Origin of the sequence: Tenacibaculum sp., assembly GCF_048269885.1 — a bacterium.
Taxonomy (GTDB): domain Bacteria; phylum Bacteroidota; class Bacteroidia; order Flavobacteriales; family Flavobacteriaceae; genus Polaribacter.
On the sequence record NZ_JBLWTZ010000010.1, the window covers coordinates 1 to 21154 of the forward strand.

A 21154-nucleotide genomic window follows, 5' to 3' on the forward strand; every position below is an offset into this window, starting at 1 on the left:
ACTTTACCAGAAAAATCTAGCTTACTCTCTACAATATCGGTAGTTTCTAATTCATCATTTTTAGAATACACATAAATAGGTCGTGCTTTTTCGTCATAATAGATAAGTGTAGTAATCCATTTTGTTGGAGAGCTTCCTAACACTTTTACTTTGCTTCCTGTAGCTAAGCTTTTTAGGTTTGTTGTTGAATTTACCCCATATATATTGCTTACAGAAGTATTAGCACCAGCTCTATCAAAAGTGTAATTATCGTAATAGTTTACAGTGAGTACTTCTATACTCGTCGATGGAAAATCACTATTGCTATAATAAATACCGAATGTTCCTACACTAGGTAGTTTTTCTTCATAGTATTTTTGTTTTGAAGTATTTTGACTGTCAAAATAGGTTTGCATTGCTTTTCGGGTAATAACTGAACCATGTGTATAGATTCCAGTATATATGACTCTTCCTAGAGCATCATATTTAGTAAACAACCATTTTTTATCATCAACAATAGTATTGTTATTAACACTTCTTAAATTGGCATCTTGTGTAAGTACAGGTCTGTCTAGCTTATCGTATACGATATATTCCCAACCTTTACCTGGTATTTTCTTTTCCACCAAGCGGTTTCTGTGATCGTATATATATTGATAACATAACTCGTTCAGCTCTGTTGTAGTTGGCTTATCATTTTGAGCGTCTGTCTTTGGGGGTAATACATAGGTTAAGTTTCCAAAATCATCATATACATAATAGGTATCGTGAGGAGTTTCAATTGCTGCTACCAAAGCAAAGGTTCGTTTTAAAATAACTTGTCCTTGTTTGTTTTTAAACTCCTCGGTGGTGTGGAGCTTACTTGTACCTCCTCCATGATTTTCCTCTTTAGTAACCGTTTTATAGAGTTCTCCTGTTGTATAATTCCCATTGTTTACTGTACTGAGTTTTAGAGTAGGAGTATAGGTGTTATCGGCAAAAGAAGTAGTCACATAGTAGTTTTTTACTTCGGTAGCTGTATTGACATCATATACAAACTCAATTTCATGTCCGTTCCCTAATTTCCAGTCTTCTCCTGGAGCCGCTTGTTTAAGAACTCTGTTTAGAGGAGAATTATCCAACTGTTTTTCGGAATAAGGGTTAGGGGTAAGTGCATCAATATCTGCGGGGAAATTTGTTTTGTAATAATTGTTTGTAGCCGCAACCACATCCCCTGTTATAATTGCCCCATTAGCACTTTCAACAGCATACGGTAAATATTCTTTAGTTTGACGCCCAAATTCATCGTATTCTATATGGGTAATAATATCTTCTTGGTTAGGAGATTGTTTTATGCCAATACTTTGTTTGGCTCTTCCTAAACCATCAAAATACGTAATACTTTCTTGTACATCTTTGTTTTGGGTTATTCCAGCAGGGCTTGTCATAGGGTTTTGATACGCTCTTGTAAACACATAGTTTTCGTTGCTAAAAACTAAGGGAGTATAAGGATCTTCAACTATATAAGCTCTAAAGGTACTACCTAACTGTATCCAAGTAGTCGGTTTTAGAGTAATACTATTGGTAGCTGTTATTGTATTGTTTCCAGAAACGGTATAGTCGCTTTTTACAATATTGGCCTCTTGTGAAAACATTGTGCTACTTAACAAGAGAGTGTAAATAAATAAAATTCTTTTCATAGCTTCTTAGTTTTTATAGTTGTACTTATGTTCTTGTAAAAGATTCCCGTCGGTATCTTTTATGAATTTTAATCGGTTAAAATCATCATATTCATAGTATATAGTTTGTCCTCTTGGATCGGTGATACTGGTAACTCCAACTAATGGATCATAGGTAAAAGTGGTTATTTGACTGTTTACCATATTAGCATTGTTTCTAATATGGTTTAAAGCTGTTCTTAAATTGTTTTCAGAAGCGGTATCTGTATCATTATTAGAAGCAGATACAGCTGCATAAATCAAACTTTGAATGTTGGCTAACTCGGTATCGGTATAGTTTTCTATCTTAGCGATTGGCTGTGTTTGTTGATAGCCCCATAGATAATAAATCTTAGTACCATCTTTTTTACTAACCTCTGTAGGATTGCCTTTACTGTCATATTTATGATACACAACTCTATCTTGTATTGCATTACTTGTGCCAGCGACCCCTTTTAACGTTTTTACAATACTAGGTAAGGTTATTCCTGAACCATTATCGTTAATATACTCTGTTTTTTGATAAGATAATACTTCATTTCTATCTCTTATATTATCGCTATCAATATCTTTAAAAGAATAGCTTTCAATAGGTGTAAAACGATGACTGTTTACTAATGATTGTTCAGCAGCAGTTAGACCAGAAACCTTATCTTGAGGATATATTGTTTCGTTAAGTATAACATCCCCATTACTATGTGTTCGTTTTGTTTTGCTTAGTTGATAATGTTTGTCGTAGTTATAAAAATAATTAGTAATAGTTTCCGTACTTCCTGAATCAAAATAACTAGTTTCTATAGAATAATCTAAGTTTACAGTACCCCCTGTTAAATAGTAGATTCGATAACCTGGTGTATTTGAAGGAAAATTAGAGTCGTATCGTTGTCTCATAAAAAAAGGAACTTTAAAAGAGGTGCTGTTTTTTTCTATTTGTACGGTATTATCATTTTCAACCCACTCGTAACTCTTACTTTTTGGCATAAAAACAAAAGCAGGGTCATCAATGTGTATAAGACCTCTGTAAAGAAAATCGTTTAGATAAACTACGTTGCCATATGTATATTTATTATAAATTTCTTTTAACAATTTATAATTTGAGCCTCCGGAGGTTTTTCCATATACTTTAGTTTTTATGTTTTTTCCTCGTAACCATTCATTATCTGTAGGGGGGTAGTAAGGAAACTCATAATAATCATCTCGGCTATCTTCAAAGTTGGTAAAAACATATTCTGTTTTTCCTAAATTATTGTCTTTAGTTCCATGGTATTCAGTAACTTCAGTATAGCCTATTGAGTTAGGTTGGAAGCTTCCATAACTACTACTTGAAGTATAGTAATGTGTAAGTGTTTGAAATTCATTATATTTTGAAGTATTGATGTATTCTGGTAAGCCATTTACAAAGCCACTACTACCTGAAGAAAATTCATCACCAACATTTAAGTTGATTCCATATTCGTACTCTTTAACCGTGGTTTTACCCTCAGTAATAGTTTCTATTTTTTTTATGCGTTTTCCACCGGCATATATTTGACGAGAACCAGTTTCAAACGATTTTTTAACATCAACAACTATTCTAAAATCATATTTGTTATCTAAATGTAAATTAGGATCAACTCCTGGGTGTCTGGGTACATATACAGAAATAGTTATTGTGTTACTTACTCCAGGGTTAAAAGTTACTTCGGTATTAATATCTACAGGTCCATTATTAACAGCAAATTCAAAAAGACAATCAGGGGTGGTGGTATCGTCTATGTCTCTTAAGTGCATGCATTCTGCTTTAAAAGTAACAGCGCCATCGGGTATACTTAGTGTTTTTGTTTCGTAGCTCCCAGCTGGAGTTAAAAAATCACTTTTTGTGAATACATAGTTTGTATCATTTCCAGGGTTTATTGCAGGAACTTTAACACTTGCTAAAAAAGGAGGAGCAAACCCAATATTGTCTTCATAAGTAAATTTTGTTTTACCTCCTGTAGGATGTGTTATTTCTTTTAATAGTCCAGCTTCAGATTTTTCAGGGTCAACTCTTCTATCGGGTTTGTAAAAACCGTATTCAAACATTCTTAAAAAAGGACCATTGTCGGCACCATTATAATATCCCCAATAATCCTGAGAAGTTGAGAACCTGCTGGGTAAAACTGTTGGGTTATAAGTAAACTGATAAGGAGGTAATTTTTGTCCTGTTTTACTTTCTTCTTCTACAGAACTTAGAAATAATCGTTTTAAAGATTTATCAAAAATTAATGAACTACTTTTTATATAATTTAAAACATTATTTTGATCTGTACTCGTAGTATAGGAATAATTTAATTTGAAAGCTTTTAAGAGTGTGTCATTTACGTCGTAAATGGCTATTTTATCTAAAGAGTGGCCATTATAATCTTCTCGTAAAGCTGTACTTTTGGTAAATACTATTTTCCCCTTACTAAAAGTAATTGATTCTAATTCTTGACTATAATTATTCGTTTTAGTAAGGCGTGTGTTAATTTTCTTAATATCTCCCATTCCTGAAGAAGTATTAGTAACTTGAGTACCTGTAACATCATGTTTATCGTATGATTTATTGTAATTAACAAAATTACCTATGTTGTTATAGTTATAGCTAATTAATTCTCCATAAGGAGTTTCAATGTCCATTAACTTCCATGAGTTATATATGATTTCAGAAGATGTACTCGCAGGGTCATCTACAACATTACCATCGAAATAAATAGACCAACCTACAGAGGTTTGATATTCTCTTGCTGTCCTTAAGCCATCTTTCGAAACACCGTAATAAAAAGTATTTCCTTGTGAGTCAATTACTTTAAAAGAAGCTATTTTTCCATTTTCTTTTTCGAAAGTTACTGTTACATCGTCAAAGCTTTGTATTAGAGGTTGTTCATTTTCATAGTTTAATATAAATTTACCACTAGTAGCACCAGCGTTAAAGCTAAATTGATCTGGATAAAAGTCATATCCAGGATCTAAATCTTCTCTAGATTGAACATTTTGTCTTGTTTGTAGGTTAGAAGCATAAGTTAAAAACTCAGTTTTATTTTTTAAATAACCATTATTATAACCTGTATCATCTGCTTTACCTCTAACTTGTCTTGATATACTTCCTCCATATATCAAAGACCAATTACTTCCTGTTCTTGAAGCCACCTCAGAAACTTTTATACCTCTGGCATGATAACTTAAGCTTATAGGTATTTGTATTCCTTTTTCACTTATGGTGTAAATAGGAATAGAAATATTAGGAAGTCCTGTGTAGTGAGATATAGGAATATTAATAAATTTAGACAAAGCAGAAGCTTCAGGTGATGGAGGTACTACATTTGGCAACCCAAAGGAAGAACTGTATTGACCATAAAAAGTAAAAGAATATAGCATGACTAAGATGCCTAGCATGTTTTTTTTCATAAAAAAAGTGTTGAAAATGAGCAATTATATTATATGTCTTTTTTAGCAAGGTAAAGTTACAGATTTTTTGCAGATAAAAAAGATGAGAAGTAAATAGTTAGGAGAAAAACAAAGTTTTTATAAAATTGAAGTAAATAAAAGCAAAGAGGTAGAATTTTAATTATTCCTTTTTTAGGAAACACAATGTAGTTTTACTGCCTCGCGTAATAATGATAATCTTTAATCACAGTATCTATAAATTGAGCAGGTTTTTGCTCTGTGGTAATTCCTGTTAACTCAATAATTTTTGTATGTAGTTTTAAAATTACTTTGTGATTTCTTTTCTTCATGGCATCTCTGTATACTCTTGTAATGGTATGAATATCATTATCACTCAATAGTGTTACCTGTGAATAGCTAGGTGTATAGTTATCGACTACATCGCTAGCAATAGTATCTTTTAAAGTAATTCTTTTCTTTTCAGATATTACAGTAGTTCCTGCAGCAATATCCCCTAAACGTTGCCCTTTTCCGTTTAATAAAATCGTAAGAACTGCAACAGAACCACTAGCTAAAGTAAAATCAACAAAACGTAGTAACCATCTAATTAAATAACTTCCAAAAGTAGGTTTAGAACCATCTAATTTAACCACTCTTATTTGGTTGAAGTATTTACCAGGTGTTTGTCCGTTCATCAACACCTCAAAAAGTAAGCTGTAAAAGAATACAGGGAGCCCAAGTAAAACAAAGAGACTCATGTATTCCATACTCATGGGAATATCTAACATCCCTATTATAATAGCAACGATAATGTAGTACCCAACAATAAATAACGCATCAATTAAATATGAACCAATACGAGTGGTAACATGAGCTACATTTTGACTGATAGCAATATTTTGGGCTGTTTCTATTTGAAAATTATCCATGAACTAGTTTTTCGCTTTTTTTTGTTGATATTTATGCAACTTTTTTTAGTTTAGCGAAGATAAAAATATTCTATGATTAGAGAAACTTCTCAACAAACATGCTTTAATTTTTTTAACTCATGAGAGAAGCTGCTTTTGTAAATAAAAATAAAGAAAAGTGGCAACTTTTTGAAGATGCGCTGTATAACAAAACAGTTATTTCACCAGATAAATTATCTGATTTATATGTGGAATTAACTGATGATTTGAGTTATGCCAAAACCTTTTACCCGAACGGAAATACGGTGATATACTTGAATTCAATAGCATCGGCAGCACATCAAAAAATTTATAAAACTAAAAAAGAAAGTAAAAACAGGTTTATAAGTTTTTTTAAAACGGAATTTCCTTTGATGTTTTATAGCTACCAAAAACAATTATTGATAGCGTTTTTAGTATTTGCTTTTTTCTCTATTTGTGGTGCTTTTTCAGCCGCAACAGATATTGATTTTGTCCGTTTGATTTTAGGAGATGGTTATGTAAACATGACTTTAGAAAATATTGAAAACGGAGATCCAATGGCTGTGTATAAGAAAGCTAATGAAGTAGATATGTTTATTGGAATTACTGTAAATAATATAAAAGTAGCCATGTATGCCTTTGTATTAGGAATGCTATTTTCGGTAGGAACCTTATACATTATGATGCAAAACGGAATAATGTTAGGTTCGTTTTTGTATTTCTTTTATGATAAAGGGTTGTTTTGGGAATCGTCAAGAACTATTTGGATTCACGGAACCATAGAAATATCAGTAATTATTATTGCAGGATGTGCCGGATTGGTATTAGGGAACGGATTATTATTTCCTAAGACCTATTCAAGATTAGAATCGTTTAAAAGAAGTATGAAAGATGGATTAAAAATAATGGTAAGTACCATACCGTTTTTTATTGTTGCAGGATTTTTAGAAGGTTTTGTAACCCGGCATACCGAAATGCCCGATTGGTTAGCCATTTTAGTTATTGCTGGCTCATTAGCACTCATTATATTTTATTACGTCATATACCCAATTAAAGTTTATAAAAATCAACAAACCCATGCATAAAGAATACGTAGAGTTTAAAAAAGAAAGAGATTTAGGAAGTATTATTTCAGATGCTTTTAAGTTTATACGATTAGAAGGGAAACAGTTCTTTTTAACCATTTTAAAAGTAGCAGCAATACCAATTGTTATAGCGGTTGCTTCTATGATTTATTACATGATGTCAATGGCTTCATTAATTAGTCAAGAAAAAAGTGCAGTTGTTGGAATGATGGGGTCAGTGTTTATTATGATGATTGCTTATTTAGTAGCCATTGTTTTTATAAACTTGGCAGGTATGTATTATATCAAATCTTATATAAATAATAAGGGAATAGTTAGGCAAGAAGATGTTATTACTAATACAAAAGCAAAATTTTGGTCGTTTACGGGATTTGGTATTTTAGCAGGATTGATATTATTTGCTAGTGCTATGCTATGTGTATTACCAATATTTTATACGTGGCCAGCATTATCGTTAGGAGCGTCTATTTTAGTATTTGAAAATGAAACAGCTTCTGGAGCGGTAGGGAAATGCTTCAACTTTATAAGTGGGTATTTTTGGGAAACTTTTGGGGTCATTTTTGTTGTGTCTATTTTAGTGAGTGTTTTAGGGTACGTATTTCAAATACCAGCAACCATTTATCAGTTAATAAGTATGGGAATAGGTTCAGGAAGTGATGATCCAGCGCAAGTTTTGGGCTTTTTTGGGGATCCGATTTATTTGGTTTTAAATGTTATTTCAATAGCAGGTCAGCTACTATTTTATTCGATTACTTTAATAACCAATGTACTTTTGTATTTCGATATTAATGAAAGAAAAAATCTTACTGGAACAATAGAAAGAATTGATAGTATAGGACAGTAATCTTTTGAAGCAGTTTCTTTTTTACATAGCGTTTTTTATTTGTTCAATCACTGTTTTTTCTCAAGAAGAAAAAGCAGAGGTGCAATATGATGATACGATTATTGAACAAAAAAAGTTTGATGCTCAAAAAATTGAGGAGTACAAAGAAAAAGATGAATTTAGATACATCGTAGAAAAAAGAGAACCTACTATTTTAGAAAAAATATGGGATTGGGTAAAACGAACAATTATAAAAATTCTCTCTTATATCTTTGATGATATTACCCCAGCAGTAGGGTTTTTACGTGTTGTTTTAAAAATTTTACCTTACGTAATAGCAGGACTCGTACTCTTCTTCATTATTAAATTCTTTTTAAAAGTAAATGCACGCAATATTATTGATGGTAAAAAGACTAAACCTATCGTACACTTATCAGAAGAAGAGGTGTTAATTAAAGATAAAGATTTACCAAAGTTAATTCAGAAAGCAATTTCAGAAGGAAACTATCAATTAGCAGTACGTTATTATTATTTGTTGCTGTTAAAAAAACTGTCAGATAAAGAGCTTATTTCTTGGCAACAAGAAAAAACAAACGAAGACTATATAAAAGAGTTATCATCAAAAAAACAATTATATACAGATTTTAAAGAGTTAACTTATCTGTATGATTATGTGTGGTATGGTGAGTTTTTTATAGATAAAGAAAAATTCTTACAAGCGGAGAATAACTTTAAAAATACGCTAGCTAAAATATAGTCAATTGGATAAAAAACTAAAAATATACATTGGTCTGTTGGTGCTTATAGTGCTCAGTATTTTTTATGTAGAGTCTGTAAAACCTAAAGAAATCAATTGGTATCCAAGTTATGCTGCAAAACATAAAATTCCGTATGGTACCTATGTATTGCATAAAGAAATGCCGAGTTTATTTCCTAAAAGTGAAGTCAAAGATATCTACCAAAATCCGTATGTATATTTAAAAGACGATACGAATAACGGAACCTATTTTTTTCTTGATAATAAAGTAAATTTAGAAAAAGATGAGTTGAATCAGCTTTTAGAGTTTACAGATAGAGGGAATGATGTATTTATAGCAACAAACGGCATACATTTAGATACATTACAGATTCAAACAAGCTATTTAACTACTTCAGCGTTTGAGGAAAAGGCCTATCAAAAAATGAGTAATCCTATTTTTGGTGGAAAAGAATATCATTTTGATAGAGATTTTTCAAAATTATATTTTTCTGAAGTAGATACTCTTAATACAACTGTTTTAGGTGAGTTGATAGTGAGGAATGAAAATGATTCTATTATCAGTAAAAAACCAAACTTTATCAAAGTAAAACACGGTCGAGGAAACTTCTATTTACATACATTTCCACAGGCATTTACGAATTATAACATGTTGTTAGATAATAATTATGAGTACGTAGCTAATGTATTATCATATTTAAATAACCAGCAAAAAAATGAAGCTGGGACTGGCTCTAATAGTAATAGCACCATTTTATGGGATACTTATTATAAAACAGGAAAAAGTAGAATTACTTCTCCTATGCATTATATTTTATCAACCCAATCGTTAAAGTGGGCATATTATATAGGGTTGATAGGAGTGTTGTTCTTTATTATTTTTAAAGGAAAGCGTAATCAGCGATTAATTCCTGTTATTACCCCGTTAAAAAATCAAACATTGGCTTTTACACGTACCATAGCCAATATGTATTACGAGAAATCAGATCATAAAAATATAGCAGAACATAAAATCAACTATTTTTTAGAGTATATCAGAATCAAATATCGATTATCAACTTTAAAAATAGATGAGCGTTTTTATAAAAACCTTGCAAGAAGAAGTGGTAATTCAGAAGAAAAAGTAGTTGCCTTATTTGAAAAGATACAGCAAATACAATCAAAATCAAGTATAACCGAAGAAGATTTAGTAGCTCTAAATAAAGCTATTGAAGATTTTAAAGCATATAAAAAAGAATAGGATGCAAACAGAAAACAATCCAATAGAAAATACGAATGAGTTATTTTCAAGCAGAGTAGACTTGTCGAAATTAAAAGAAGCTGTGATTCAAATTAAAGAACAGTTAGGAAAAGTAATTGTAGGGCAAGAAGAGTTTATGGAGTTGTTGTTGGTTTCATTATTGGCTGACGGACATGTGTTGATTGAAGGGGTTCCTGGAGTTGCTAAAACAGTAACAGCAAAATTATTGGCAAAAACCATAGCAACCGATTTCAGTCGAATTCAGTTTACGCCAGACTTAATGCCTTCGGATGTATTAGGAACTTCGGTACTAAACATGAAAACATCTGATTTCGAGTTTAAAAAAGGTCCAATTTTTTCTAACATTGTGTTGATTGATGAAATTAACAGAGCACCAGCTAAAACGCAAGCAGCATTGTTTGAGGTGATGGAAGAGAAACAAATCACGATGGATGGTGAGCGTTATGTAATGAATCCTCCCTTTATGGTATTGGCAACTCAAAACCCAATAGAACAGGAGGGGACGTATGCCTTACCAGAGGCGCAATTAGACCGTTTCTTATTCAAAATAAATGTTGGATACCCAAATTTAGAAGAAGAAATACAAATCATTACTGCTCATAACGAACGAAAAGGAGCGTTACCGCAAACGAAAGTGGAAGCTGTGTTAACAGAAGCTGAGTTATTAGAATACAGAAGCAAGGTTTTTGAGGTGTTGGTAGAAGAAAAAATTATCAAATACATAGCACAACTTATTTCTAATACGCGAAACAATGCACATTTGTATTTAGGAGGTTCACCAAGAGCAAGTATTGCAGTATTGATGGCATCTAAAGCATTTGCAGCCATTAACGGACGTGATTTTGTAATTCCAGAAGATGTAAAGAAGAGTATTTACCCTGTATTACGCCATAGAATTATGTTAACTCCTGAACGCGAAATGGAAGGAATGACAGCCGATAAGGTGATTGAAATGATTGTACAATCTGTAGAAGTTCCAAGATAGTGATTCAATTCTTTAAATCGTTATACGTACACAATCGCTTTTTTATCTATATAAGCGTAATTTCGGCATTGTTTTTAGTGTCGTTTTGGATTCCTGCGCTCTATGCAGCAACGTGGATGCTTGTGTGGTTATTTGTGATAGCGATGTGTGTTGATGTGCTCATTTTATATCGATTTAAAAACGGGTTTTCAGCGAAAAGAATTGCATCAGAAAAATTATCGAATTCAGATGCTAATGAAATAGCCATTAGGCTTGAAAATAACTATCCGTTTCAAGTTTTTATTTCGTTGATTGATGAATTGCCAGTACAATTTCAAAAAAGAGATTTTGAACATGCAATGTCTTTGAAACCCGGAGAGAAATCAACCTATACCTATGCTGTTAGACCTGTTGAAAGAGGAGAGTATACCTTTGGAAAAGTAAATGTATTTGTGTCTTCTTTTTTGCAGATGTTTTCTAAACGTTATTCATTCTCTGCGGAAGAAAGTGTAAAAGTATACCCGTCGTACATACAAATGAAAAAGTATGAATTTTTGGCAATGCACAATAACTTAACCGAATTTGGTATGAAGAAAATTCGACGCATTGGGCATACTATGGAGTTTGAACAGATTAAAAACTACATTCCTGGTGATGATGTACGTACTATAAACTGGAAAGCAACGGCTAAAAGAGCAGAGTTGATGGTGAATCAATATCAAGATGAAAAATCACAACCCATATATTCTATTATCGATTTAGGTCGTGTGATGAAAATGCCTTTTGAGGGATTAAAGTTATTAGACTATGCCATTAACTCAACGTTAGCTTTTTCAAACATAGCTTTATTAAAGAATGATAAAGCTGGGATGCTGACTTTTTCTAAAAAAGTAGAAAAAATAGTAGCAGCCAGTAATAAGAAAACAAACTTATCGGTCATCAACGAAGAGTTGTATAATATTACAACCGATTTTTCAGATGCTAATTTTGCACTGTTGTATGCCAATATTAAACGAAAAATAAATCAACGAAGCTTACTAATTTTATATACGAACTTTGAGCATATATCTGCCTTAAAACGACAATTACCCTATTTAAAAGCGATAGCTAAAAAGCACCTATTGGTAACTGTTTTTTTTGAAAATACGGAGTTGGATACGTTAATCACTGAAAATGCAGAAGATTTACAAAGTGTGTATCACAAAACGATTGCTGAAAAATATGCTTACGAAAAACGGTTGATGATAAAAGAGTTAGAGAAAAATGCGGTACATGCTATCTTAACCAAACCACAACATTTATCGGTGAATGTAATAAATAAATACCTTGAGTTTAAAGCCAAAGGGATGATATAAAAAAAGCAACCATTGGTCGCTTTTTTATTTTTTTATTGATGCAGAATTATTGTAGCTCTTGTAATCTTTCTTGTAGTAATTCTGGATTTCCTAAAGCATCCATTCCAATCATTGAAATAATCCAAATAATGTAAGCTATAAAAATAACGTTTAATACAATACCTACAATACCCAATATTTTACCTGTATTGGCATTTTTTACTCCCTCGTACATGTCAGGGTTTTCGTTATCCAATTTAATAGCTTTGTTACCTAAAACCAAAGCAATAATTCCTAAAGGTAGCCCAATAACCCCATAACAACAGCAGGTTACAATAGAGCAGATACCTAAAACTAAGGCTGTAGTTGAATTTGGTAGTTTTTGTTTTTCCATAGTTTTTCTAAAGTTTAAATTAATTGATTCATTTTTATAACATAACTACTCACAATAATGAGTATGTTAATGATAGCCAATATACTGATTATTTTTTGAGCATATTTTACTTTGTAGAAGAAGTTAATACTTACAACAAAAGCTAAAAGTAGCAAGGTGTATATCGCAGGATACATTTTAAAAGCTGCAACAAACTCTCCATGTAAAAGGAAACTCAAAGCACGCTGTATACCACAACCCAAACAATCAAATCCAAAGAGTTTTTTGTTTAAGCAGGGAAACATATAATCTTCTAATTGTAACGGCATAATTTGTTATTTAAACATATCCATTCCTGGAATGTTTGGCATTCCGCTTTTAGCAGCGATAGCTAATTCTTGTTCGTTAATTTCACCAGCACGTTTCAATGCTTTGTTTAGCGCTAAGATTAAGTAATCTTCTAGTTCTTCTTTATCTTCTAACAAAGATTCATCGACTGTAATCGCTTTTATTTCACGATTAGCAGTTACGGTAACTTTTACATTTCCTCCAGCAATTGCTTCGTCAATTAAAACGGTGTCTAATCGTTTTTTAGTCTCTTCTACTTTTTGTTGAGCTTCTTGTAGTTTGCCCATCATTCCAGAAATATCTCCAAACATTCTTGTACAGTTTTTTATGATTTACTTAACAACAAAAATAGTATTTTCACAAGAAATATAAACCAACTTAAAAAATGAAAAAAATAATGCTGTCGGCTTTAGTTTTTAGTCTTATTTTTGGTTCTTGCAAAAAACAAGAAATGAATAAAGATATCAAAGCCCCAGTTGCTGAAAAGCAACCGACTAAGTTAGAGAAACATGGAGATGTTCGTACTGATGATTACTTTTGGATGCGTTTAACAGATGCTCAAAAAAATGCGAAACTAAAAGATGAACAAACTCAAAAAGTATACGATTATTTAAATGCAGAAAATGCTTTTTACGATGAAATGACGAAAGAAACGAAAGAGTTTCAAGAGGAGTTATTTCAAGAAATGAAAGGTCGTATTAAAGAAGATGATGAATCTGTACCATACAAAAAAGACGGATATTTTTACATTACTCGTTATGAAAAAGGACAACAGTATCCAATTTATAGCCGTAAAAAAGAAACTTTAGAAGCAGAGGAAGAAATCATGTTCAATGTAAATAATGAAGCAGAGGGATATGATTATTTTCAGTTAGGAGGATTAAATGTGTCACCAGATAATAAAATGGTGGCTTTTGCTACAGATACAGTTAGTCGTCGTCAATATTTTATCAGAATTAAAAATTTAGAAACGGGTAAGATTTATAAAGACATTATCGAAAATACTACAGGAGGATCGGTTTGGGCAAATGATAATAAAACGTTGTTTTATGCTAAAAAAGATCCTGTAACTTTACGTTCTTCAAAAATTTATAAACACACGTTGGGTTCTGATGCAGCTTTAGATGAATTAGTGTATGAAGAAAAAGATGATACGTTCGGAGCTTTTGTTACCAAATCAAAATCTAAGGAGTATATCATAATAGGTTCGTATAGTACAGTTTCAACAGAATACCATGTGTTAGATGCTAACAATCCTGATGGAGAATTACAAATAATTCAACCACGTGAGCGTGATTTAGAATATGAAGTAGCACACTACGGAGATTATTTTTACATTAAAACTAACAAGGACGGAGCAACCAATTTTAAGTTGATGAAAACTCCTATAGATAAGCCTGGAAAAGAAAATTGGGTAGATGTAATTCCACATAGAGAAGATACGTTATTTGAAGACTTCTCAATTTTTAAAGATTATTTAGTTTTAGAAGAAAGAAATGAAGGATTGAATAAAATCCGTATCAAACGATGGGATGGAACAGAAGATTACTACTTACCTTTTGATGAAGAAACCTATTCAGCAGGAGTATATGGTAATCCTGAATTTGATACAGAGGTAATCCGTTATTCGTATAACTCAATGACAACTCCAAGTTCAGTAATCGATTTCAATATGAAAGATAAATCAAAAGAAATCAAAAAGGAACAAGAAGTTTTAGGAGGGAAATTTGATAAAAATAATTATGTAAGCAAGCGTATTTGGGTACCTGCTCGCGATGGTAAAAAAGTAGCGTTATCAATTGTACACCATAAAGATACGAAGCTTGATAAAAACACACCAATATTACAATATGCATATGGTTCTTATGGGTATACAATAAACGACGGGTTTTCAACAACACGTTTAAGTTTATTAGATCGCGGATTTGTATATGCATTAGCGCATATTAGAGGAAGTCAGTATTTAGGACGTGAATGGTACGAAGATGGTAAAATGTTGAACAAGAAAAATACATTTACCGATTTTATTGATTGTTCTAAGTATTTAATTGATAATGGCTATACATCACCAGAGCATTTGTATGCTATGGGAGGTTCTGCTGGAGGTTTATTAATGGGAGCTATTGTGAATATGAATCCGGAGTTATACAACGGAATCATAGCTGCGGTACCTTTTGTTGATGTAATTTCTACCATGTTAGATGATAGTATTCCACTAACCACAGGAGAATATGACGAATGGGGAAATCCGAACGATAAAGTATACTACGATTATATTAAATCGTATTCTCCATACGATCAAGTTGAAGCAAAAGCATATCCTAATATGTTAGTAACTACAGGTTTACATGATAGTCAAGTGCAGTATTGGGAGCCAGCAAAATGGGTAGCGAAACTACGTGAATTAAAAACTGATAACAACATGTTATTCTTACACACGAATATGGAAGCAGGGCATGGAGGAGCTTCTGGAAGGTTCGATGCATTAAAAGAAACTGCGGAAGAATATACGTTCTTTTTAATGTTAGAAGGTAAGTTAAAAAAATAATTATATTTTTGCGCTCGATTGAGTGTAAGTGTCATTGCGAAAGCAACGAACAATCTCAACAGATTTTTCGTGTCCGTTTTTCGTAATGACACTTTTTCTTATTTACAAACTATAATGAAGAGACATCAAGGTATTACCAATTCAATAATAGATTTAGTAGGTCAAACTCCCATGATTCAACTGCATCGCATTACCCAAGATTTACCGGGTACTTACTATGCAAAAGTTGAAGCTTTTAATCCAGGACACTCTGCTAAAGATCGAATTGCATTGCATATCATAGAAACAGCTGAAGAGAAAGGAATTGTAAAAGAAGGAGATATTATTGTGGAAACAACTTCTGGTAACACAGGGTTTTCATTAGCAATGATTAGTATTGTAAAAGGGTATCGCTGTATTTTAGCAGTGAGCGATAAGTCTTCTCAAGATAAAATAGATATGCTAAAATCGATGGGAGCAGAAGTGCATGTTTGTCCTGCAAATGTTACTCCTGACGATCCTCGTTCGTATTACGAAGTAGCTAAACGATTGCATAGAGAAAATCCAGGATCAATTTATATCAATCAATATTTTAACGAATTAAATATTGAAGCGCATTATAAGAGTACAGGACCAGAAATTTGGGAACAAACCGAAGGAAAAGTAACACATGTAGTGGCTGCAAGTGGAACAGGAGGTACGATTTCTGGAACTGCGCGATACTTAAAAGAACAGAATCCTGATATTCAAATTTTAGGAGTAGATGCGATGGGATCTGTAATTAAAAAATACCATGAAACGGGTGAATTTGATGCCAATGAAATTAGTCCATATAAAATAGAAGGTTTAGGTAAAAACTTAATTCCTACTTCTACCGATTTCGATGTGGTAGATGTCTACGAAAAAGTATCCGATAAAGAAGCAGCATTAAAAGCCAGAGAGTTAGTGAAAACTGAAGGAATTTTCGCAGGCTACACTTCAGGAGCAGCCTTACAGGCTACACAACAATACGCCGATAACGGGTTTTTTGATGAAAATAGTGTGGTGGTAGTAATTTTACCAGATCACGGTTCTCGTTATATGAATAAGATTTATTCGAATAAGTGGATGAAAGAACAAGGTTTTTTGTAGTTTATAAATAGTTGATACCATGTAGGGTACTTAACTTTTTATGAATTACCCTAATGTCTTTTTCATGAATATAATAGCAAGTAGAAGATAGTTTAACCTGATTTTTGTTGTCTTTAATAATGAAAGAGACAAACAAAGTAAAAGATATAAATGGGGAGTGATTTATTTTAGAAACTACTAATTCATCTAATTTTAAAGATGTTTTTCTACAAGAATTAAAACCTAAAAATTTATTGATAACCAAACTTTGGTTATCATAATCGATATAAATACTATCTAATTTTACTCTAGAGATGTAGATAAATATTTTGATAATGATGGCAAATTCAAAGATTATTATAAATTTTATAATATCCATAACCTCTGGTTTTGACCACGTAATTAAATCAATTAGTAGAGACCAGAATAAAGCTATGGGAATTAGTATAAAAAACTGATTGATAAAATCAGTGTATTTTAATCTTCTGTTATTTTTAAAAATCTTTTTCATATAAACTAAATACACTATAAAAATAGAACTAACAGTTAGTGGGGGCAATATGTATATTATTCATACAACAAATACTGTTCACGTACCTTTTTAAAGTCATTTAGACCTTCTTGCCAACTTGCTTTAATTTCCTCTTCCGAAAGTCCTTGTTCGATTTGTTGTTGTAGTTTTTTAGTTCCTGCTAGTTTGGTGAAAAAAGCATTAAAAAATTCAGTTTTAGGTGACTGTTGATGTGCTTTTACGAGCCAACTAAGGTTTAAGCTAATTAAGCTTTCAGAAGCGCTTAAATCTTCCCCAAAGCACATCTTTTCTTTATGTTTTGGGTGTTTTGCTCCTTCATTGGGCTGTGGTGTAAAACTAAAGCTAGTTTTTTCTAAATGTGGTGAACCATAAATTTGAAATTGTTTGTCTGTTCCCCTTCCAGCAGATACATTAGTTCCTTCAAAAAAACATAAACTAGGGTATAAGTTAATCGAAATATCGTTCGGTAAATTAGGCGATGGTTTTATAGGTAGACTATATGTTGATTGATGCGTGTAATTTTCTAACGGAATTACGGTTAAGTCACACTGAATACCATTTGCTAACCATTGTTCACCGTTAATCATTTGCCCGTACTCCCCAATGGTCATTCCATAAACCACAGGAACAGGATGCATACCTACAAAACTTTTGTGTTCAGGTTCTAAAACAGGTCCGTCAATATAATGTCCGTTAGGATTTGGTCTATCTAATAAAATCACAGGAATATTTGCCTCGGCACAAGCTTCCATTACATAATGTAATGTAGAAATATAAGTATAAAAGCGAGCACCCACATCTTGAATATCAAAAACAACCACATCAATTCCATTCAATTGTTCTGGTGAAGGTTTTTTGTTTTTTCCATACAAGGAGATGATTGGGATGCCTGTTTTTACATCTTTTCCATCAGCTATGGCTTCACCAGCATCAGCTTTTCCTCTAAAACCATGTTCTGGAGCAAACACTTTTTGCACGTTAATTCCTTCGTAATTATGTAAATAATCTACTAAGTGGTGTTGTGTCATTTCTGAACCCATAATGTTAGGTGCAACTTCTGCTCGTTGTAATACTTGTAATACGGAAGTCTGATTAGCCACGATGGCAATATTTTTATTCTTTAAAAGAGGAAGGTAGGCTGTAGTTCTATCAGCACCCGTTTTAATTGTTTTTGGTTCTTCTTGTTTTATAGCTTCTTTAGCAGTAGATTTTTTTTGCTGTTGTGCACAAGAAGAAAATTGAAAACTAACTACTAAAAAAAGTAAAAAAATGGAATAAAAAGAAAGCTTCATCTATCAAAAATTAAAAGATAAAGGTACAGGTTTCTGTTTTTTAAGAATAAAAAAAGTGAAAGAATTAAAACCTAGGGATTCTTCTCTTTCTTTACATAAGAATTAGTTACTTTTGGTTTTGTAAAAAAGAAAACATTTGAACTTCGAACTATTCATAGCAAAACGAATCATTGCTGGAAAACAGTATAAAAGCAGTATTTCATCACCAATTATTACCATTGCAACCATCGCAATTGCGCTGGGGGTAGCTATTATGTTAATTGCAGTCTCAATTACTTCAGGATTTCAGAATAAGGTGCGTGATAAAATGACAGGTTTTAAAGGACATATTCAAATTGTAAATTATGATAATAACAATTCAGATGTTTCCACAGTTCCGATTGATATTAACCAAGAGTTTTATCCAGAGTTCAAAAATATTGACGGTATAAAAAAAGTACAACCTTTTGCCAATGTAGGAGGAATTATAAGAACTCCAACTGATTTTGAAGGAGTTATTTTTAAAGGGGTTTCGGCCGATTACGACTTTACTTTTTTTAATGAGTGTTTGGTTGAAGGTCGCCTGCCAGATTTTACGCAAGATAGAAACCGAGAAATTCTAATTTCAGAATCCATAGCAAACCGATTGCATTTTAAACTAAATGATACCATTCAAACTTGGTTTGGAGCCGAAAATAGTAGTTTGAAATTTAAATCTAGAAAACCAATTATTGTGGGAATATACAATACAGGTTTTGAACAGTTTGATAAGATTATGTTGCTGGGCGATGTAAGAGAAGTACAAAGAATTAATCGTTGGAAAGATACTGAAGTAGGAGGTTTTGAAGTATTGATTGATGATTATGATAAGCTAAAAGAAAAAGGAGATGAAGTGTATACTAGCATTGGGGCAACTTTAAATAGTATTACGATTGTAAATAATTATCCCGCTATTTTTGAGTGGTTAAAACTCTTAGATAATAACGTGTGGTTTATTATTGGAATCATGGTACTAGTTGCTGGTATAAACATGGTAACAGCCTTATTGGTTCTTATTTTAGAGCGTGTGCAAATGGTTGGAATTTTAAAAGCATTGGGAAGTGTAAATTGGAGTATCCGAAAAATATTTTTATACAATGCTTCTTACTTAATTTTAAAAGGATTGTTCTGGGGAAACCTTATTGGACTTAGCATTCTTTTAATTCAAAAATATACGAAGTTAATAAGTCTGGATCCTGAAACTTATTATGTGTCAACAATGCCAGTAGATATTAATTTCTTAGCAATTTTATTGTTGAATATAGGTACGTTAGCATTGTGTTTTTTAATGCTAATTGTTCCTTCGTATATCATCACAAAAATCCGCCCTTCAAAATCCATTCGATTTGCTTAGTTTTGCATAACATTAATTAGATATGAAGTACGCAAAAAATATATTAGAAACTATTGGTAACACACCTTTAGTTCAGTTAAACTCAGTAACAAAAGAAGTAGATGCTTTGGTATTGGCTAAAGTAGAAACGTTTAACCCAGGGAATTCTGTAAAAGACCGTATGGCACTGAAGATGATTGAAGATGCCGAAGCAGATGGTCGTTTAAAACCAGGAGGTACTATTATTGAAGGTACTTCAGGAAATACAGGGATGGGATTAGCATTAGCGGCCATTGTAAAAGGGTACAAGTGTATTTTTGTAATTTCAGATAAGCAGTCTAAAGAGAAAATGGATATTCTGCGTGCAGTAGGAGCAGAGGTAGTTGTTTGCCCTACGAATGTAGAACCAGATGATCCTCGTTCATACTATTCGGTATCTAAGCGTTTAGGGGAGGAAACTCCAAACTCTTGGTATGTGAATCAATACGACAACCCTTCAAATGCACAAGCGCATTACGAGCAAACAGGACCAGAAATTTGGGAACAAACCGATGGTAAAATCACACATTTTGTTGTTGGAGTAGGAACAGGTGGAACAGTTTCAGGTACAGCGAAGTTTTTAAAAGAAAAGAATCCCAATATTAAAATTTGGGGAGTAGATACGTACGGATCCGTCTTTAAAAAATACCATGAAACAGGTATTTTTGATGAAAATGAAATTTACCCATACATTACAGAAGGAATTGGGGAAGATATTTTACCAAAGAATGTAGACTTTTCTTTAATAGATGGATTCACTAAAGTCACTGATAAAGATGCGGCTATTTATACACGTAAAATAGCAAAAGAAGAAGGTATTTTTGTAGGGAATTCAGCTGGTTCAGCGATTAAAGGATTGTTACAGTTAAAAGATGAGTTTAAACCTGATGACGTAGTGGTAGTGTTATTTCACGATCATGGAAGCCGCTATGTAGGGAAAATGTTTAACGATGATTGGATGCGTGATAGAGGTTTCTTAGAAGAAGAAATTACGACAGCAGAAGATTTAATTAAAGATCATATAGATAAACCGTTGGTAACTGTTCAAACAGAAGAATTAGTATCGCATGCCATCGAAAGAATGCGTGCATTTAAAATATCACAAATTCCAGTAAGAGATACAAATGGGTTTGTAGGTTCTGTAGATGAATCCGCATTATTACATAGTTATTTAGAAGATAAAAACATAGCAGAAAAGCCTATTAAAGCTGTAATGGGTAAAGCGTACCCTACGGTTAAAAAATCAGCTTCTATTGATGAGGTATCGAAGTTAATTAATAAAGAGAACCAAGCTGTATTAGTTGATTTAGAAAACGGTAAACATCATATCATAACTAAATATGATATTATTAGAGCTATTTAAATAGCT

General features: G+C 32.3%; 18 protein-coding genes. 10 read left to right on the forward strand and 8 right to left on the reverse strand.

Annotated elements, in window-relative coordinates; translation table 11 throughout:
• The 3 genes from ACN0WY_RS08955 to ACN0WY_RS08965 all read right to left on the reverse strand — a co-directional run.
• Positions 1–1658, reverse strand: a 1658-nt coding sequence (locus ACN0WY_RS08955) for a DUF6443 domain-containing protein (protein WP_417800145.1), incomplete at its 3' end; no start/stop codon positions are given.
• Between the two features lie 6 nt (positions 1659–1664).
• Complete coding sequence (locus ACN0WY_RS08960; RefSeq protein WP_417800146.1) at positions 1665–5081, reverse strand: hypothetical protein; 3417 nt, start codon at positions 5079–5081, stop codon at positions 1665–1667.
• A gap of 191 nt (positions 5082–5272) precedes the next feature.
• Positions 5273–5989, reverse strand: a complete 717-nt coding sequence (locus ACN0WY_RS08965) for an RDD family protein (RefSeq protein WP_417800147.1) — start codon at positions 5987–5989, stop codon at positions 5273–5275.
• Between the two features lie 119 nt (positions 5990–6108).
• Here ACN0WY_RS08965 and ACN0WY_RS08970 point away from each other — a divergent pair, with 119 nt between their 5' ends.
• From ACN0WY_RS08970 to ACN0WY_RS08995, 6 genes are read left to right on the forward strand one after another with little or no spacing between them, the layout of a single operon-like run.
• On the forward strand, positions 6109–7074 hold the full coding sequence (locus tag ACN0WY_RS08970; protein ID WP_417800148.1) for a stage II sporulation protein M: 966 nt from the start codon (positions 6109–6111) through the stop codon (positions 7072–7074).
• Positions 7067–7918, forward strand: a complete 852-nt coding sequence (locus ACN0WY_RS08975; RefSeq protein ID WP_330489236.1) for a hypothetical protein — start codon at positions 7067–7069, stop codon at positions 7916–7918. Before ACN0WY_RS08970 ends, ACN0WY_RS08975 begins: the two co-directional genes overlap by 8 nt.
• A gap of 4 nt (positions 7919–7922) precedes the next feature.
• Positions 7923–8654 (forward strand): DUF4129 domain-containing protein, encoded by a 732-nt coding sequence (locus ACN0WY_RS08980; protein ID WP_417800149.1) that lies wholly within the window; start codon positions 7923–7925, stop codon positions 8652–8654.
• Positions 8655–8658: 4 nt separating this feature from the next.
• Positions 8659–9894 (forward strand): DUF4350 domain-containing protein, encoded by a 1236-nt coding sequence (locus tag ACN0WY_RS08985; protein ID WP_417800150.1) that lies wholly within the window; start codon positions 8659–8661, stop codon positions 9892–9894.
• Position 9895: 1 nt separating this feature from the next.
• Complete coding sequence (locus tag ACN0WY_RS08990; protein WP_330489233.1) at positions 9896–10900, forward strand: MoxR family ATPase; 1005 nt, start codon at positions 9896–9898, stop codon at positions 10898–10900.
• Positions 10901–10902: 2 nt separating this feature from the next.
• Complete coding sequence (locus ACN0WY_RS08995) at positions 10903–12234, forward strand: DUF58 domain-containing protein (RefSeq protein WP_417800216.1); 1332 nt, start codon at positions 10903–10905, stop codon at positions 12232–12234.
• Between the two features lie 46 nt (positions 12235–12280).
• On the opposite strand, the gene ACN0WY_RS09000 is transcribed toward ACN0WY_RS08995, so the two are convergent.
• Genes ACN0WY_RS09000 through ACN0WY_RS09010 form a run of 3 tightly spaced genes read right to left on the reverse strand, consistent with a single transcriptional unit; the run spans position 12281 to position 13245 of the window.
• A complete protein-coding gene (locus ACN0WY_RS09000; protein ID WP_125345467.1) occupies positions 12281–12607 on the reverse strand; it encodes a CCC motif membrane protein in 327 nt (108 codons plus the stop codon).
• Between the two features lie 14 nt (positions 12608–12621).
• The gene (locus ACN0WY_RS09005; RefSeq protein ID WP_417800151.1) at positions 12622–12915 is read right to left on the reverse strand and encodes a DUF2752 domain-containing protein; all 294 of its coding nucleotides are present in this window, start codon (positions 12913–12915) and stop codon (positions 12622–12624) included.
• A 6-nt stretch (positions 12916–12921) separates the two neighbouring features.
• Positions 12922–13245 (reverse strand): YbaB/EbfC family nucleoid-associated protein, encoded by a 324-nt coding sequence (locus tag ACN0WY_RS09010; protein WP_330489231.1) that lies wholly within the window; start codon positions 13243–13245, stop codon positions 12922–12924.
• A 74-nt stretch (positions 13246–13319) separates the two neighbouring features.
• Here ACN0WY_RS09010 and ACN0WY_RS09015 point away from each other — a divergent pair, with 74 nt between their 5' ends.
• Complete coding sequence (locus ACN0WY_RS09015) at positions 13320–15482, forward strand: S9 family peptidase (RefSeq protein ID WP_417800152.1); 2163 nt, start codon at positions 13320–13322, stop codon at positions 15480–15482.
• 114 nt (positions 15483–15596) lie between these two features.
• Positions 15597–16592 carry a PLP-dependent cysteine synthase family protein gene (locus ACN0WY_RS09020; protein ID WP_417800153.1) on the forward strand — a complete coding sequence of 332 codons (996 nt, stop codon included), beginning with the start codon at positions 15597–15599 and terminating at the stop codon, positions 16590–16592.
• Position 16593: 1 nt separating this feature from the next.
• Here the strand turns inward: ACN0WY_RS09020 and ACN0WY_RS09025 are convergent, their stop codons facing one another.
• Both ACN0WY_RS09025 and ACN0WY_RS09030 read right to left on the reverse strand, forming a co-directional pair.
• Complete coding sequence (locus tag ACN0WY_RS09025) at positions 16594–17082, reverse strand: hypothetical protein (RefSeq protein ID WP_330489229.1); 489 nt, start codon at positions 17080–17082, stop codon at positions 16594–16596.
• A gap of 56 nt (positions 17083–17138) precedes the next feature.
• Complete coding sequence (locus ACN0WY_RS09030) at positions 17139–18395, reverse strand: exo-beta-N-acetylmuramidase NamZ domain-containing protein (RefSeq protein WP_417800154.1); 1257 nt, start codon at positions 18393–18395, stop codon at positions 17139–17141.
• 136 nt (positions 18396–18531) lie between these two features.
• On the opposite strand from ACN0WY_RS09030, the gene ACN0WY_RS09035 reads away from it, so the two are divergent.
• Together ACN0WY_RS09035 and ACN0WY_RS09040 are read left to right on the forward strand one after the other, a co-directional pair.
• Positions 18532–19767 (forward strand): ABC transporter permease, encoded by a 1236-nt coding sequence (locus ACN0WY_RS09035; RefSeq protein ID WP_330489227.1) that lies wholly within the window; start codon positions 18532–18534, stop codon positions 19765–19767.
• A 22-nt stretch (positions 19768–19789) separates the two neighbouring features.
• The gene (locus ACN0WY_RS09040) at positions 19790–21148 is read left to right on the forward strand and encodes a pyridoxal-phosphate dependent enzyme (RefSeq protein ID WP_417800155.1); all 1359 of its coding nucleotides are present in this window, start codon (positions 19790–19792) and stop codon (positions 21146–21148) included.
• Positions 21149–21154 lie beyond the last annotated feature (6 nt).